Genomic DNA, 16,238 nt, shown 5'->3' on the forward strand with positions numbered 1-16,238 from the left:
TCTTGGTAGTAAGCCTCTATCATTACAAGCTCGTTTGTGGTAAGATGAGTGTAGGTCATTTATGTTAGTTCCTCTCAGAAAAATGTGGTGTTTATCTGAGACTAACATAAATGGCTTTTTTCTGTCTCGCTTAATTTGACAAATTGGGAATCTAAAATATACTAAAAATCCCTCCTCAAAAAAGGAGAGATTAGCCTTAATTATAGACGTGCGTTAAGTTCTGCTGAAAGCTCTTCAAAACCTGGTTTTCCAAGGAGGGCAAACATGTTTTTCTTGTAAGCTTCAACACCAGGTTGGTCAAATGGGTTAACACCGTTGAGGTAACCTGATAAAGCAATGGCAAGCTCGAAGAAGTAGATGATATAGCCCAAGGTGAATTCGTCTTGCGCTGGCAAAGTCACAAACATGTTTGGTACATCACCATCTGTGTGTGCAAGAAGAACACCGTCTGTTGCTTTCTTGTTAACAAAGTCAACATCTTTACCTTGGAGGTAGCCAAGGCCATCAAGGTCTTCAGCAAGTTCTGGAATAATCACGTTTTTGCGTGGTTTGTCAACACGGATAGCTGTTTCAAAGATGATACGAGCACCTTCTTGGATGTATTGACCAAGTGAGTGAAGGTCAGCTGAGAAGTTCGCTGATGATGGGTAAATTCCTTTTTGGTCTTTTCCTTCTGATTCACCTGCCAATTGTTTCCACCATTCTGCGAAGTATTGAAGAGATGGCTCATAGTTGACCAAGATCTCAGTTGAGTAACCTTTACGGTAAAGTACGTTACGAACTGCTGCGTATTGGTAAGCTTCGTTTTCAGAGATTTTATCTGATGAATAAGCTGTGCGTGCTGCTGCAGCACCTTCCATAAGGGCTGTTATATCAGCACCTGATGCAGCGATTGGAAGAAGTCCTACTGCTGTCAAGACTGAGAAACGGCCACCGATGTCATCTGGAACCACAAATGTTTCCCAACCATTAGCGTCAGCTTCAACTTTAACAGCACCTTTAGCTTTATCAGTTGTCGCATAGATACGTTTGTTTGCTTCTTCTTGACCGTATTTTTTTACCAAAAGCTCTTTGAAGACGCGGAAAGCAATCGCAGGCTCAGTTGTTGTACCTGATTTTGAAATCACGTTAACTGAGAACTCTTTATCTTGAACATACTCAACCAAGTCAGCAAGGTAAGTTGATGAGATTGAGTTTCCAGCATAAAGGATTTGTGGAGCTTTGCGCTCCTCAGCTGTTTGAAGGTTTACAAAGTGATTGCTTAAGAAATCAATGGCTGCGCGCGCACCGAGGTAAGATCCTCCGATACCGATAACAACCAAGACTTCTGAATCTGACTTGATTTTTTCAGCAGCTGCTTGAATACGAGCAAACTCTTCACGGTCGTAGTTTTCAGGAAGATCAATCCAACCAAGGAAGTCTGAACCAGGACCAGTACCTTCACGCAATAATTTGTCTGCTGCTGAGACTTGTCCTTGCAAATAGTCAATCTCATGTTGACCAGCAAATTTTTCTAAAACTTTTGAGTAATCAAATGTAATATGTGTCATTAGCTTCTCCTCTTAAATATCTAAAATCTTGTACTATGATATCGTTTTATGACGCATTTTTCAATCATTTTCTTATATATCGATAACTTTCATATTTATTTTCACATTTTCAGAAATATTTCAGAAAATCATATTGATGATTTAATCACTTCTACACGCGTTATTTTCCCATCTTTAATGCTATCAATCCGCAAAGCGACCTCTGTAAAGTAAACTGACGCACCTACGGCTACTGTTTTTTCTTCTGCTTCTAAGTGGCGTACCATAAAGTCACGAAGTAATTCTCCTTTTTCATTGGGTTTAAGATTCACTTTGGCAATCACATTTACCAAACGAACTTTTTGACTCCCACGTACAATAATGCTACTAGCATCATCAAAACTGGTAAAAAGATACTTGCGTGTGGCAAACAGCGCAGCTATTGCCAAAACACTTAGAAGCGTATCTAGTGCCGAACCATGCGAAATCACAAGTTGCCGCGCTACTGCAAAGAGCAAGACCTCAACAATGGTCCCTGACGTATGTTTACTAAGCATCTTAATCAGCTCAACACCAATGGCAATGGACATGGCTTGATTAAGAAAATTTTGCAGATAGTCTCCAATGCTTGCACTACTATTAAAAATAGACATTAGATCAACGAAAAGACGTCCCGTTAAAGCCAAAAGAACCAATACAAGAATCAGAGAAATCAAAATTTCAACGTAGAAAGATAATTCATAAAGAGTAGTTTGTAAAAATTTTCGCATTGTTTTTCCCTTTAGTACTTGATATTCTCATTTTACCCTATTATAACCAAATTAGCGAGTGAGATGGTAATCAAAATCAAGACTTATAACATGAATAAAATAGATATGGCCTTATTCATTTTTACAAACATGCATTAGCAATTTTAAAAGCTTATTATGTTTATTCAAAATTACTGTCTGATTTTTCTAAGTTCCTCCATTTGACAATGATAAACGTGACATTTATTATTCTAACTAAGTATAAAAACAAATATTTCCATCTAATAATTCACAGCTTATCCGATTAGTTTATTATTAGACTAGTTCGAATACAGAAAATTATTTTTCTTAGCCTCCCTCAGTAACGAGAGATTCTAAAAGGTCGAGGTATCTTTTTAGGTTGGAAATAAGCTGACAAAATCAGTTTTAGCAATCTTTCTTGTGCCCTACCGCTGACAGAGATCAACACTATGATGAAAGACACAACCATCGTATTTACTGCGCTTAACATTTAAAATAATAACTATTACCATCACGAGTGCTTGCGATTATTTTTTACCATATAACTGTTAAACAACTTTTGATTTTAAATTTAGCCATAAAATCAAGTTATTACTGATGCATACTGAAAAAGAAAATAATTTCCGAACAAAAACTATTAATTATCTCATTTTGACAAAAAGATTAAATGTAAACTTTTTTGAAAAAACTGAAAATATATGCGTATTTCCCTTCTTCTATAACTTCAATTTTTACCAGTTTATGTTTGAAATATGGTATCTTATATTGTATAATTGAAGCATAAAAAGAAACTATATACTGGAGATTTATCAATGAAAAAATTACAACCCAACCGAAAAAAACACGAACGCTTATCATTATTAGGTGTCGGAACTATAGCAACAGTATTGACATTGGGAGCATTTGTACTAACCGGAGAACAAGCCAAAGCCAATACGATAACTTCTGAAAGCTCTGCTATACCTACACCAAGCGAAGCTACTCCTGATACTAATTCTCAAGCAGAGACGGCAACACCTGCTGAAACTGGTAATTTACAAGATGAAACCTACCGCTCAGAATTGACAGAGGCAACAAAAGAATTAGTTACAGCGGAAGTGCAACTTGATTATCTTAATAATACATACGAACCTGCTTTAGAAGAGGTCAAAAACTCTCTTAGCGAGTTAACTTCAAAATCAGAAACGGATTATAAAGTTGCAACCGAAACCCCTAATGCTACTGACAGTGATAAAAAGATTGCTGAATTAATGGTATCATATGCCTATGGTGCCAATGCTGGATTCCAACAACTCTGGGATTACTACCATTTTACTAAAGATTCTCGCAAAACAGAACTGCAAGCAATTATTGATAAATACGAAGAGGAAACTGATCCAAAGGCCTTACTTTCTCCAGAAGAAGAGCTATTTATCTTAGAAGTTGGTAAACAAACAATCTTAGATATGCAAGCTGATAATGTAGCCACCAAAGCCAAGCGTGATACATTAACACAAGAAGCTTTTGAAAAATACTCCGAAGGACTTAAAAATCCTAATATTGCCTTCGAGGACTTAAAGACATTAGCATTTATTGCTGGACAATATATGGGAAATAACTTTGTTCCTGCTATTGAGTATGATTTTACAGAACTTGATGCTCGTATCACAGATTTAAAAGCTCAATTAAATCCTGCGACTCAACCCCCAGCTCCAACAGCTCCAACAACGCCAACAACACCAACAACGCCAACAACGCCAACAGATCCAGTAACTCCAACGAATCTAGAAAAAGTTTCATCAACAAGTCATACTAAAGCGACACTTACAAGTCATACTGTACAAAACACCAAGTCTTCTCCGACTCTTCCAACAACAGGTGATCAAAGTGCTACTCCCCAACTGATTGTCGGCATTGTTAGCATGGGATTATCAGGTATATTACTCAACAGACGTCGTCGTAACATCAATTAATCTAATTACAAAATAACTTCAAGAACACACCGTAATTTATTTTCTGCCTTGGTATTATTCAAGACGAGAAAATTACGGTGTGATTTTCATTAAGTAAAATCTTATTTAAGAGAAATTGTCCTAGTGTTACAATTCCTTTCAATATCTGGTTGCTTCATAATGTCCTCTTACCAGTATTGTCTACAATCATTTTGAGCAATGAAGCGCCATAACCAGTATTTTATTTGGCCATGAAGCAGGGAGGAATGAAGGAAATTTTAAGCACCCATACTACATTAGAACAAATGCTAGTAAAAATGATAGTAAATAACAGTATAAATACCTTTTTCCTCGTCGTGCCTCCCTAAAAATAAAGCTCAAATAAATTATGAACGTCATGTAGTTCAAAATATCTACAAATCAAAAATCTAACCTGCGTAGCAAGCAGATTAGATCTTCATTTATTATTTTACCGTTGTTAACAAGTAGTCTCCCGCATTCAAGTTATATTCTTGAGTAGTCAGGATGTCATCAAAATCGCCTGTATTGGTTACAATGATTGGTGTGATAACAGGTAAACCTGCCGCACGAATCGTATCAAGGTCAAATTGAAGCAATTGTTGGCCTGCTTCTACTTTATCACCAACAGCAACAAATGACTTGAAGCCTTTACCTGCTAGAGAAACAGTATCCATACCAATGTGGATAAGGATTTCAGCACCATTTTCAGTGCGAAGACCGATGGCGTGACCTGTTGGGAAAAGAAGAGTTACTTCTGCCTTAGCAGGTGCTACTACTGTACCATCTGTCGGATCAATCGCAATCCCTTTCCCCATTGCTCCTGAAGCAAATACTTGATCAGGAACATCAGTAAGCGCAACACGTCTACCGATAAGTGGGCTAGCAATGATTTCTTGTTGAACTTCTTTAAGCTCTGCTACTGGTTCAACGGTCTCAGTTTTTGCAGGCGCAACTTCTGGCCCACCATAAAGGTAAGGAACTGGAGCAACCATTTGGATAGCAAATGAAATAAGAATTGCTGCTACTGAGAAGCCAATGAGAATAAACATTGGTGTCATTCCCTCGGTTGGGCTAACATAACCAGGGTACATAAAGATTCCTAATGCGCCCATTGCGTAGTTCTTAAGATCAAAGAATGATAATCCTGCACCAATCAAACCTGATACCGCACATGAAATGTAGAATGGGGTTTTCATTGGAAGAGTGATACCATAAATTGCTGGTTCTGTCACACCAAAGATTGATGAAATAAGTGCTGGAACAGTAAGAGTTTTAACCTTTTCTTCTTTAGATTTCAATAAGATTGCTGCCAAAACGCCTGTCTGAGTAAAGTTAGGAAGGGCAGCTGCAATAAGAATATTTGACCATCCGTTTTGTGAAAATTGTAAGATTGCAAGTGGCACCAAAGCCCAGTGGAGCCCGAACATTACCAATACTTGCCACAATGTACCAAGCAAGATTCCATAGACAATAGGGCTGAAGTTCATAACAGAAGTAAATGCTACTGAAAGTAAATCAGAAGCTATATTAGCAACCGGCCCAACAACTAAGAAAGTCAATGGAACTGTTAGAATAATTGTCACAAAAGGAACAACGAAAACTTTAACCACATCTGGTGTGATTTTTTTCATTACTTTCTCAATTTGAGATCCTACCCAAACAGCTAAGAGGACTGGCATTACAGTTTGAAGGTAACTACCTGATGATGGTAATTCAAATGGAATACCAAAGACATGGTCAAGGCCTGCTTCTTTCAACGTAACAACAGTAGTTGGAAGCGTTGGGTAAACCAAGGCCATTGCAATCGCCATTGCTGTAAATGGGTTCATTTTAAATTTGTTAGCTGCATTATATGCTAATACGATTGGTAAAAATTGGAAGAAGCCATCACCCGCAGCATTTAAAATCGCATATAGCGCACTATTATCAGCACTCCATCCAAGTGTTGCCCCTAAGATAGCCACAACACCTTTGATGATCCCAGCAGCAGCAAGAGCACCAAGAGATGGTTGGAAAATTCCTGAGACTAAATCAACAAAACGGTCAAACAGATTACCTTTAGGAGCATCTCCTTCATTAATATCTAAACTTCCTGACCCTGACAATCCACTGACATTCAAAAATTCAGCATAAACATCAGGGACGTGGTTTCCAATAACCACCTGATACTGACCACCTGCTTTAACAACCGTCACAACTCCGTCACGTTGCTTAAGGTAATCGTCGTCTGCTTTTGACTCATCTTTCAACTGGAATCGAAGACGTGTCACACAATGTTTAACTGAGTTGATGTTTTCTTTACCACCAACGTGTTCTAAAATATCCGTAACTAATTCTGTGTATTTATTAGCCATAGGGAATCTCCTTTTGATTTGTGATATGTTTAGGGTGATCAGGTCTAAACATGATAGAAACTGCTAGGTAAAATAGAAAAAACCTAAACAAATACCAAACAATACAGGTACCCTAAAAAGAGTATCTTATTATCTTGTATTTATCTAGGTTTTGCCTGCCTACCAGTAACAATCCTTAACTATGTTTCAATTATAACCTAAACCGCTTTCTTTTGCAAGCGTTTTTTTGAAAAAAATATAAAAAATAGCTCTAAGCTAATCATTTAGCCCAGAGCTATCTCCTTATTCCTATTTCTTATCAATCACCGTACTAAACCAACGTCCATTCAAAACAGTAGTATCAAGCTCTTGCTTCAGATCAGAAGGTAATGTCGTGTCCTCTGACATTTTTTTGAGAATGTCTTCTGCTGTTTCTGCATCAACGGTATCTTCTATAATGGCTTTCTTTTGATCAGCATCCAAACGAAGCACATTATTTTTATCAGTCCATGCTGTCCAATTGGTCAAAGACTTCTCATTAGGGTTTCCCGTTCTCACAAAATTTTTCAGATAATGTTTGAATTGTTTGGCTAAATCCTGAGCCCCTTCTGTGTTAAAGTCTTCTCCAATAAAAGTGGCATAGTTTGAAGGTTGTTGAAGTAATGGTTCAAAAATGCCATGGAAGGCTCCAAGTGAAGCTGCTAAAGTTGGCGTCACCTTAACATTATCACCATAGGCAATTTCGCCTATAAAGATATCCGATTTATAGTTAGCAGCCATCTTACGTGCACTTTCGACGCCATTTGATAGGCGATACAAGGCACTCCCGTAAGTCTCTGCATAGGTTAATTCCGCTAATTGACTAGTATTTTTAAACAAATCACCTCTTGAAAAATCTTTCGCAAAGCGTAGGTCAAAGGCTGAGAATAATGAAAATTCACTTGTTCCTGTAATTAACATTATTGGCACATCATTATAGGTTTTGCTTTCAAAACCTTCCTTAGGTATAACTACCCCATCTTTGTATAGATGAGGGAACGCCTTCATTCGGATCATCGCATTTCCCATAAGAGCGACCAAGCGATCTCCAGAGACAGATTTTAAATACTCTAGTGCCTCTCCATCTGAGGTTAGTAACCAGTTCTTTGCTTCCTCTTCGGTTGCTTTAATGCCATCTTCTACTACTAAAGGTGCAATAGCTGTCGCGAAAATGGCTTGGCTTTCTTCGGTATCTGCCAAGGTCATACCGCCACTAAAAGAAATAGCTTTGTCATATTTCCCCTTAAATAATGGAGAAATAAGGGTAGACATGACGTCTCGTCCTCCAGCTGAGAAGCCAGTAAGTGTCACATTATCAGCATCTCCACCAAATGACTCAATGTTTTCTTCGACCCAATCAAGAGCTGCAGCAATATCTAATAAGGTATAGTTCCCTGAATTTTCCTCATCATTTCCAGTTTTCAAAGCCTCCAGCGGATTAAAGCCAAGAGGACCTAAGCGGTAATTGACAGAAACATAAACCGCATTCAGGTCATTAACTAAAGTGTTTCCTTTAATCTCTTGTGCATGGCCCGTTTGATTATTTCCGCCATGAAGAAATACGATGACAGGCAATTCTGTTTCATCCGTATTTGGTCTGACAACATCTAAGTTTAATGCCTCCTCACTACCAGTAACTTCTCCGTTTGAAAATTGCAGTGCTTTTTCACCATACTGAGTGGCATCATAAGTTTCTCTCCATTTTGCAACTTCTTTAGGTGCACTCCAGCGCTCTGCTGTAGCATACGGAATCCCTAACCACTCTAACGCCTTATTCTCTGAGTCCTCTTTACCTTTAAGACTACCACTAGCAACGGTTTGCGTCAATGATTGATTGAAGGTTTGTTTCATTTCCGTCGAACGATTATTGGAACAAGCGACTAGAACCATACTTGATAGCCCAAGAGCAATAATTTTTTTCCAATCCATAAGATTGCCTCCTTATATTGGGCTGTTATGGCAAACTAAAAAACCTAGAAAATCCAAATGACAGCACTACAAAAATAGCGACTGTATTTTGAAATTTCTAGGTTTTGCCTGCTTACCAGTAACAATCCTTATTTACACTTCTATTTTATTATAAAGCGCTTTCTTTTGCAAGCGTTTTTATAAAGTGGGCACGTCAAACGCATGAAAAACTTCTCATAGTCTTTTTGTGCTTTGGAACGATTTTTGAAAGGGATATAATTGCCTACATCCATTGGTCGTCCTCTACTTTCCAAATAACTGAGGTAAGTAATCCTCCAATATGAAACCCAGTAATCGCGAATCTCAATTTGGCTGCGGGCTGTCTCTACTGTTTGGTAATGTTGACCTTTCTTGTTTAGTTTCTCAAGCAATTTAGCATCACTAAAATAAAGGTCAATATCCTCGTGAAGCGTCCCTTGACTGCTAGGCAGTAATCACCCTTACCCTGAATAATCTCAGCCACAATATCTGTCTGTGTTCCCTTGGCATCCATCGTGACAATCCCTTGTCGAAGGTCAATCATTCGTGAGAGGCGAGGAATAGCTGTGATTTCATTACTTTTTTACTCAACACTAACTTGTCCCATACTGATTTTATTTGAGCCGTCGTAAGCTGTCACAATATGATTGGGAACTTGGTGTCTATTGACATTGCAACGCATGGTCTTACCATCAATGGCTATCAGTCGCTCAACCGATACACAATCTGGGGAGTGATTAAATTCAACCTTTAGAGCGCTCAAAAATTGAAGATTGACCATACTAACAACACCTTCTAGCGTATCGTGAGAGGGACAACCCGCACTTAAATCGACATATTCTCTTAGGAGATCTTCATGCATGGCGATAAAATCTTCCATCTCCCTCCATGTTTCAATGCCTGCCATTTGGCAAAAGAACACAAGAAAGAGAATAGTTGACAAGGGATAGCGAATTTTCCAAGGCTGGCGACTGTCCAACTCTTCACTGTGCTCATCAATAGAAACAATAAAATCAATCATCGTAGTCACCTCATCTATAGTGTGCTGCTTTGATTGATTTTATCATTATGATTTTCGCTTTCTGAAAACTAAATTTTCTTCATGCGTTTGGCGTGTCATCACACAAGCAAAATATTATTCTTAAAAAGGTTGACAATATTAACTTCAAATCAAGCAACACGCCAAAGTAATAATGTAGCAAACACTAGATAGCTAGACAAGACTTCCTCTCAAACCGTCGCTCATCTAATAAACGGATTAAAAAGACGGCTAAATATTAGCTACCTTCGGTGACACGTTGTATGTGAATCGTGAGATAGACCTGTTCATCTTTGCTCATGATAAAGTTATAGGTACTATCCACATAAGCCGCAATTTTTTGGGTACAGTCAAAGGCTTGGGGGTAATTGTCTTGTACTTGTTCATATAAAAACGCATCATTTTGCCCTTGGATGTTGCCTTGGAGGACACGTTGACCAAAGTAGCGAACATGTGTGACAAAACGGTGGTAATTTAAAGAGTCTTCATCAAAATCAATACCAAAATGTAGACGAACGATATCCATAACACTGGCAACCAAGCGTGTCAACGATTGATGCTTGGTGATGAACCCGCTGTCTTTTTGGGCATTCACTAGGTGCAAAGCAATTGAGGATGCTTCTTCGTTATCCAAACCAATTCCAAAAATTTGGTTCAAGTTCGATACAATTTTCCGACCTAGTTTGTATTCGGTTTGATAGAATTTTCGAATCTCCCAAGATAGGGGATTCTGCAATGGAAGTCCCTCGTGATAACGCTCAATAGCATAATGTAGGTGATCCATCAAGGCAATAAAGAAAGAGGAGTCAAAGGATTGTCCTAGCTCTTCTTCTACATTCAACAAGATGGCCAAAAAAGCATCAGATTCTTCCTGTGGCAGATTGCGTGTTAATTGTTGTAATTCTTGCGAAGTCTCTGGATTTTCTAAAATATAAGTCTTTTCAATTTTTTCAGGATCAATCATATCCCCTGATTTTTTTTGAAAACCTAACCCACGCCCCATAACGATGTACTCTTTGCCATCGTCACCAAATGCTTGAACAATATTGTTATTACATACCTTATCAATTTTCATGTTAAATCATCCTCAGAAGCAAGATTATAAAGCCTTTTAGCAGTTTGAACTAACAGACCTCCTACAAGCAAATCACCGTGATAGCTGGTCCAATCCTTTCGAACACTATAACAGGCATCTGCTAGGCCGAGTTGAGCAAACCTCAGACTGTTACACCTATAAGGCTTGCTTGGAACATTTCTCCTACTTTGCTGTCTTATTTTCTCCTTCTTCATTATAACCTAAAAAGGAGATGCGTGCACCTCCTTTGTCAGTAATTGTCATCCTATTTTAACCTAAATCGGTTCCTTGACTGGCAATCACCTTTTTATACCAATCAAATGATTTTTTCTTAGAGCGTTTGAGAGTACCATTACCATCGTTATCACGGTCAACGTAGATAAAGCCGTAACGTTTTTTCATTTCACCTGTTCCAGCAGAAACAAGGTCGATACAACCCCATGTGGTATAACCAAGAAGTTCTACACCATCTTCGTTAATGGCATCGTTCATGGTCTTGATATGCTCACGAAGGTAATCAATACGGTAATCATCCTCAACATAACCATTCTCATCTGGTGTATCAACAGCTCCAAGACCATTTTCCACGATGAACATTGGCTTTTGGTAACGATCCCAGATTGCATTTAAAGTGATGCGAAGCCCGAGTGGATCAATTTGCCAACCCCATTCTGAAGCATCCAAGTATGGGTTTTTCAATGACGCAAAGATATTTCCAGCTGTTTTTTCATTGACTTCTGGATCACCTGATGCCACACGGCTTGAGTAGTATGAGAAGGATACAAAGTCCACTGTGTGCTCTTTGAGAAGAGCAAGATCTTCTTCAGTCATCTCAATGTTAAGACCGAGTTTCTCAAATTTTTTCTTCGCGTAATTTGGGTATTCCCCACGCGCTTGAACGTCAATAAAGAAGTAGTTTTCACGATCTTCTTGCATGGCAGCCCAGTAATCACGAGGATGCGCTGTGTTTGGATAATATTGCCCAGCAGCCAGCATACAACCAACTTTATTTTCAGGGTCAATCTCATGAGCAATTTTAGTTGCCAAAGCTGACGCTACCAATTCGTGGTGTGCGGCTTGGTATTTCACCTGCTCAACATTTTCCCCTTCTTCAAAGTAGAGCCCTGCTCCCATAAATGGGGCATGGAGAATCATGTTGATTTCATTGAATGTCAACCAATATTTAACCAAACCCTTGTAACGAGTGAAGAGCGTTGTCACCAAACGTTCGTAGAAATCGATGAGTTTACGGTTACGCCAACCACCATAGTGCTCAATCAAATGCATCGGGCAGTCGAAGTGCGTAATGGTAACTAATGGTTCAATGCCATATTTACGACACTCTTTGAAGACATTTTCATAAAATTGAAGCCCTGCTTCATTTGGTTCTAATTCGTCACCTTTAGGGAAGATGCGTGTCCAACCAATTGACATGCGATAGGTTTTGAAACCCATTTCAGCAAGAAGCGCAATATCTTCTTTGTAGTGATGGTAAAAGTCAATAGATTCCTTTGCTGGATAAAAGTAGTCATCTTCAAAATCAAACATCTTTTTCTTACCAGCAATAATTGGGAAGCGATCTGCTCCGATTGGCACGACATCCACGTTAGCTAGACCACGCCCATCAACATCGTAAGCACCTTCACATTGGTTGGCAGCTGTTGCACCACCCCAGAGAAAATCTTTTGGAAATGGTTTGTAAGTTGTCATTTTGTAACCTCTTTCAATTCTATTTAGTTATAGTATAGCATAAATCATTTAGTAAAACTGGTAGTTTTATCGTATAAAACGATACTATAATAGGATTAGACCTTCTCAAATAGATACAGCTTATGAACCGGGTCATAGATTGACAAAAGATCAAACTCTCCATCTTCAAAAGTCATTTTAAAAATAGCACAATTACTGATACGCGTCTTCAGCTGAGGTGATGTTTTAGCATAATGACGATAAAACTGCGCGATTGCTCCTCCATGACTAACGACGAGGATGGTATCATCATTGTCTTTGTTTTCAGCCATAATTTCTTGCATAGCTGCATGCACACGTTCTCGAACTGCAACAGAATCCTCTCCGCCATAGGTTACAAAATAATCTCCGTAGCCAGACCCATCTCTCTTAAAAGGAGGATTCAGAAATTCTTGTTGCCCTTCAAAGGCACCAAAGTCCATTTCTTTAAGCCCTTTCCGACGGATGATATCTGTGCGTCCACTCGCGATTTCAGCTGTATCCACCGCTCGTTCTTGTGTGGAAGAATAGACTTTCGTAAAAGCAATTTCTTCTGCCACGAAATAATCACATGCTGCCTGCGCCTGTTCAATACCTAATGCTGTCAGCGGAGAGTCACAGGCTCCTTGAATCCGTTGTTGCTGATTAAAACGAGTTTGCCCATGTCTCATCATATAAAAAATTTTTGTCATTTCTTGCTCCTTTTCAAAACAGGAGAGTGGCTCTTCGGCACTATCCCATAGTTTTAATCATTCAAAATGTTAGCGCCGTTTGAGGCGATGAGATCACGGTAGTAAAAGAAGGAATCCTTGCGTGAACGGTCAAAAGTTCCGTTTCCTTCATCATCGGCATCAACATAGACAAAGCCATAGCGTTTGGACATTTCAGATGTTGAGGCAGAGACAAGGTCGGTACAGCCCCACCAGGTGTAACCCATAAGCTCAACACCATCTTCGATGGCTTCATACATTTGTTTGACGTGTTTTTCAAGGTAATCAATGCGGTAGCTGTCATGGATAGAGCCATCTGCTTCAACCTTGTCAAGTGCGCCAAGACCATTTTCCACGATGAAGAGTGGGATTTGATAGCGGTCATAGAGTTTGTTCAAGGTCACACGAAGTCCAACTGGGTCAATCTGCCAGCCCCAGTCAGAAGCTTCCAAATAAGGGTTTGCCTCACCTAGCATCAAGTTCCCTGCTGTTGCTTTTTGCTCATCCGTCATATTGTTTGGATGACGTGTCACAGAGGTCATATAGTAAGAGAAACTCATGAAGTCAACAGGATACTGTTTTAAAATCTCCTTGTCCCCTGGCTCAAACTGAATCTCAATATTGTTTTCCTTGAAGAAGCGATTCATGTAGCGTGGGTACTCACCACGCACTTGCACATCGGAATAGAAAAGGTTTGATTGATCTTTTTGAATGGCATTCATGATATCGTCTGGGTGGCAGGTCGCTGGGTAAGCTTCCATGCGTGCCAACATCATACCAACCTTGTTTTCAGGGTCAATCTCATGCGCCGCTTTTGTAGCCAATGCTGACGCGATAAATTGGTGATGCACCGCTTGATACATCTCATCTAGGTGCAACTTCCCATCTTCAAAGAGAAGGCCTCCTGAAAGATAACCCGTCATCCCAAGGATATTGATTTCGTTAAAGGTTAGCCAGTATTTCACCTTACCTTTGTAGCGGTTAAAGACAGTCTCTGCATAGCGCACAAAGAAATCAATCACCTTGCGGTTTTTCCAACCACCGTATTCCGTCACCAAGTGGATTGGGAATTCATAGTGAGACAGGGTAACGAGTGGCTCGATACCATATTTGTTGAGTTCATCAAATACGTTATCATAGAATGCTAAACCTTCTTCGTTTGGTACCAACTCGTCCCCTTTTGGAAAAATCCGTGGCCAAGCAATCGATAGACGGAAGGTCTTGAAGCCCATTTCAGCATAGAGGGCAATGTCTTCTTTGTAGCGATGGTAGAAATCAGAGCCCCAACGTTTCGGATAGAGGCCTTCTTTATCATTAAGGGCAAAATCTAGCTTTTCACGGTTCATTGGTGTGGTAAATTCGCCACCCATCGTTTTACGGTCTTCCGGTCGAACTGCACGTGCCGTGTCAGAAGTCGCAAACCCACGACCGCCTTCATTAAACCCACCTTCAAATTGGTTAGCTGCTGTGGCACCGCCCCAAAGGAAACCATCTGGAAATTGTCTTGTCATAAAAATTCTCCTTGTTTCATTAATAATAGTATCATACTCTTTTTTGAAAGCTTTTTCCTGTGCTATCAATGGAAATACTGATAGTATCCTAGGATAGTATTCCCCACATTCGAGAAAGAAGAGTCTATCTTAGTCTAATTACCCTAACAAGCCTAATTTTTCAAAGGCATTGTAGAGCCCGTCTTCTTCGACATCATCTGTCACCATATCGGCACTTGCCTTAGTCTCCGCTCCGCTATTTCCCATAGCCACACCAAGTGCACAATAATCAAACATTGGGATATCAATCTTGGCATCACCAAATGCAATGGTATCTGACCTATCATGACCAAGGTGAGCCAATAGCTGGTCAATCGCTTTGGCTTTATCAATCCCTTTTATCCCTAAATCACCAAAGAGTGCTGTCTCACCACGTCCACCCCAAGTATTAGCAACCAGTTGCGGAAAGGCTTCTTTGGAATCCAAATGGTCTTGGTAAGATGATAGAATGAAACTGATTTTATTGAGATCATCTCGGTAGAGGTCTGCGCCGTAAACCAAACCATGAAGCACATCTTCAGTTTCTAAATCAGCAACCTGCTCAGCAGTCATGCCCTTTCCGAGCATGTAGGTATGGAGGGTTTCTTTGCCTTTTTCACGGAAATGTTCACTAGCAAAAAGACCATTATTACTTTCAAGATAAAACTCCAAGCCACGCTCATGAAGCCAATCCACAACGGCTACAGCATCTTCTTTAGCAATCAGCTGGTGCATCACTACCTTGCCCTGATGCTCAACATAAGAACCATTGCCACCAATCATACCATCAATGCCAATCTCCCAAATTTCCGGTTGCATCTCAGCGCGACTACGCCCTGTACAGGCATAGACCAAATGCCCATTTTCACGCGCCTTGCGAATTGCTATAACAGCACTTTCTGGGATACGATTATGGTAGTCAACCAAGGTTCCGTCTACATCTAAAAAAATTATCTTTGTCATTCTGTCTCCTTAATTAAAATAGTGTCCCTTAAAATCTTCCGTTGGCATAATCAACTCTTCCAACACCAGTCGCTCCCCTTCCAAGATCCATTTGGTAATGGCACAATTGGGCAAAAAGACTCCGGGTGGAAAGGTAATCTGTAAGTGTTGAACCAATCCCCACATCGCCGCACCGTGGCTGACAAAGAGACACTGACCATCATGATTTGCCATCGTCTCAACCAAGGTCTGATGCACTCGCTCACCGACTTTCAGAATATCTTCACCACCAAACGGTACTAATAAATCTTCAAAAGATTTCGCACCGGGACGATGTTTGGGTAATAGCATTTCAGGCTGAGCCTCAAAAATCCCAAAATTCATTTCCTTAATACCTTTGAGCTGAGTCACTTGATTGGTCTGACCAGCTAATTTTGCCGTATCTGTTGCACGCTCTTGTGTCGAACTATATACGGCTTCAAAGCGAATGCCCTTTTCAGCAAAATACTCACCCACAGCTTTAGCCTGTTCGATTCCTACCTCAGTGAGAGGGGAGTCACAAGCCCCTTGAACCCGTTTTTGGGTATTAAAAAGAGTTTCTCCATGTCTCATTAGATAAAATACTTTTGTCATCACGTTCTCCTA

11 protein-coding genes and 1 pseudogene are annotated in these 16,238 nt (G+C 39.8%); 1 reads left to right on the top strand and 11 read right to left on the bottom strand.

What is annotated here, in order from left to right:
• Nucleotides 1-200: 200 nt before the first annotated feature.
• Both GZ996_RS09365 and GZ996_RS09370 read right to left on the bottom strand, forming a co-directional pair.
• Nucleotides 201-1,550 carry a glucose-6-phosphate isomerase gene (locus tag GZ996_RS09365; protein ID WP_161980461.1) on the bottom strand — a complete coding sequence of 450 codons (1,350 nt, stop codon included), beginning with the start codon at nucleotides 1,548-1,550 and terminating at the stop codon, nucleotides 201-203.
• Nucleotides 1,551-1,678: 128 nt separating this feature from the next.
• Nucleotides 1,679-2,299 (bottom strand): phosphate-starvation-inducible PsiE family protein, encoded by a 621-nt coding sequence (locus tag GZ996_RS09370; RefSeq protein ID WP_161979601.1) that lies wholly within the window; start codon nucleotides 2,297-2,299, stop codon nucleotides 1,679-1,681.
• Nucleotides 2,300-3,111: 812 nt separating this feature from the next.
• Here GZ996_RS09370 and GZ996_RS09375 point away from each other — a divergent pair.
• Nucleotides 3,112-4,251 carry an LPXTG cell wall anchor domain-containing protein gene (locus GZ996_RS09375; protein WP_162011911.1) on the top strand — a complete coding sequence of 380 codons (1,140 nt, stop codon included), beginning with the start codon at nucleotides 3,112-3,114 and terminating at the stop codon, nucleotides 4,249-4,251.
• A 443-nt stretch (nucleotides 4,252-4,694) separates the two neighbouring features.
• Here the strand turns inward: GZ996_RS09375 and GZ996_RS09380 are convergent, their stop codons facing one another.
• From GZ996_RS09380 to GZ996_RS09420, 9 genes and pseudogenes are all read right to left on the bottom strand, one after another.
• Entirely contained in the window at nucleotides 4,695-6,605 is a 1,911-nt protein-coding gene (locus GZ996_RS09380; protein ID WP_161979599.1) for a beta-glucoside-specific PTS transporter subunit IIABC, read from the bottom strand.
• Nucleotides 6,606-6,893: 288 nt separating this feature from the next.
• Entirely contained in the window at nucleotides 6,894-8,552 is a 1,659-nt protein-coding gene (locus tag GZ996_RS09385; protein WP_162011912.1) for a carboxylesterase family protein, read from the bottom strand.
• Between the two features lie 320 nt (nucleotides 8,553-8,872).
• A pseudogene (locus GZ996_RS09390) lies at nucleotides 8,873-9,591 on the bottom strand (ISAs1 family transposase); the annotation flags it as partial.
• Nucleotides 9,592-9,847: 256 nt separating this feature from the next.
• Nucleotides 9,848-10,684, bottom strand: a complete 837-nt coding sequence (gene licT / locus GZ996_RS09395) for a BglG family transcription antiterminator LicT (protein WP_162011913.1) — start codon at nucleotides 10,682-10,684, stop codon at nucleotides 9,848-9,850.
• 270 nt (nucleotides 10,685-10,954) lie between these two features.
• Nucleotides 10,955-12,394, bottom strand: coding sequence for a 6-phospho-beta-glucosidase (locus tag GZ996_RS09400; RefSeq protein WP_162011914.1), 1,440 nt, complete (start codon nucleotides 12,392-12,394; stop codon nucleotides 10,955-10,957).
• Between the two features lie 95 nt (nucleotides 12,395-12,489).
• Entirely contained in the window at nucleotides 12,490-13,104 is a 615-nt protein-coding gene (locus GZ996_RS09405; protein ID WP_162011915.1) for a histidine phosphatase family protein, read from the bottom strand.
• A gap of 53 nt (nucleotides 13,105-13,157) precedes the next feature.
• Nucleotides 13,158-14,633, bottom strand: coding sequence for a 6-phospho-beta-glucosidase (locus GZ996_RS09410; protein ID WP_162011916.1), 1,476 nt, complete (start codon nucleotides 14,631-14,633; stop codon nucleotides 13,158-13,160).
• Nucleotides 14,634-14,771: 138 nt separating this feature from the next.
• A complete protein-coding gene (locus GZ996_RS09415) occupies nucleotides 14,772-15,614 on the bottom strand; it encodes an HAD family hydrolase (protein ID WP_162011917.1) in 843 nt (280 codons plus the stop codon).
• Nucleotides 15,615-15,623: 9 nt separating this feature from the next.
• Nucleotides 15,624-16,226 (bottom strand): histidine phosphatase family protein, encoded by a 603-nt coding sequence (locus GZ996_RS09420; protein WP_162011918.1) that lies wholly within the window; start codon nucleotides 16,224-16,226, stop codon nucleotides 15,624-15,626.
• Nucleotides 16,227-16,238 lie beyond the last annotated feature (12 nt).

This window comes from Streptococcus sp. S784/96/1 (assembly GCF_902729355.1).
Classification (GTDB): domain Bacteria; phylum Bacillota; class Bacilli; order Lactobacillales; family Streptococcaceae; genus Streptococcus; species Streptococcus caledonicus.

Coding starts and splice junctions, on each gene's coding strand:
- GZ996_RS09410 (WP_162011916.1), bottom strand. CDS start 14,633: ATGACAAGACAATTTCCAGATGGTTTCCTTTGGGGCGGTGCCACAGCA.
- GZ996_RS09375 (WP_162011911.1), top strand. CDS start 3,112: ATGAAAAAATTACAACCCAACCGAAAAAAACACGAACGCTTATCATTA.
- GZ996_RS09380 (WP_161979599.1), bottom strand. CDS start 6,605: ATGGCTAATAAATACACAGAATTAGTTACGGATATTTTAGAACACGTT.
- GZ996_RS09370 (WP_161979601.1), bottom strand. CDS start 2,299: ATGCGAAAATTTTTACAAACTACTCTTTATGAATTATCTTTCTACGTT.
- GZ996_RS09385 (WP_162011912.1), bottom strand. CDS start 8,552: ATGGATTGGAAAAAAATTATTGCTCTTGGGCTATCAAGTATGGTTCTA.
- GZ996_RS09365 (WP_161980461.1), bottom strand. CDS start 1,550: ATGACACATATTACATTTGATTACTCAAAAGTTTTAGAAAAATTTGCT.
- GZ996_RS09400 (WP_162011914.1), bottom strand. CDS start 12,394: ATGACAACTTACAAACCATTTCCAAAAGATTTTCTCTGGGGTGGTGCA.
- GZ996_RS09415 (WP_162011917.1), bottom strand. CDS start 15,614: ATGACAAAGATAATTTTTTTAGATGTAGACGGAACCTTGGTTGACTAC.
- GZ996_RS09420 (WP_162011918.1), bottom strand. CDS start 16,226: ATGACAAAAGTATTTTATCTAATGAGACATGGAGAAACTCTTTTTAAT.
- licT (WP_162011913.1), bottom strand. CDS start 10,684: ATGAAAATTGATAAGGTATGTAATAACAATATTGTTCAAGCATTTGGT.
- GZ996_RS09405 (WP_162011915.1), bottom strand. CDS start 13,104: ATGACAAAAATTTTTTATATGATGAGACATGGGCAAACTCGTTTTAAT.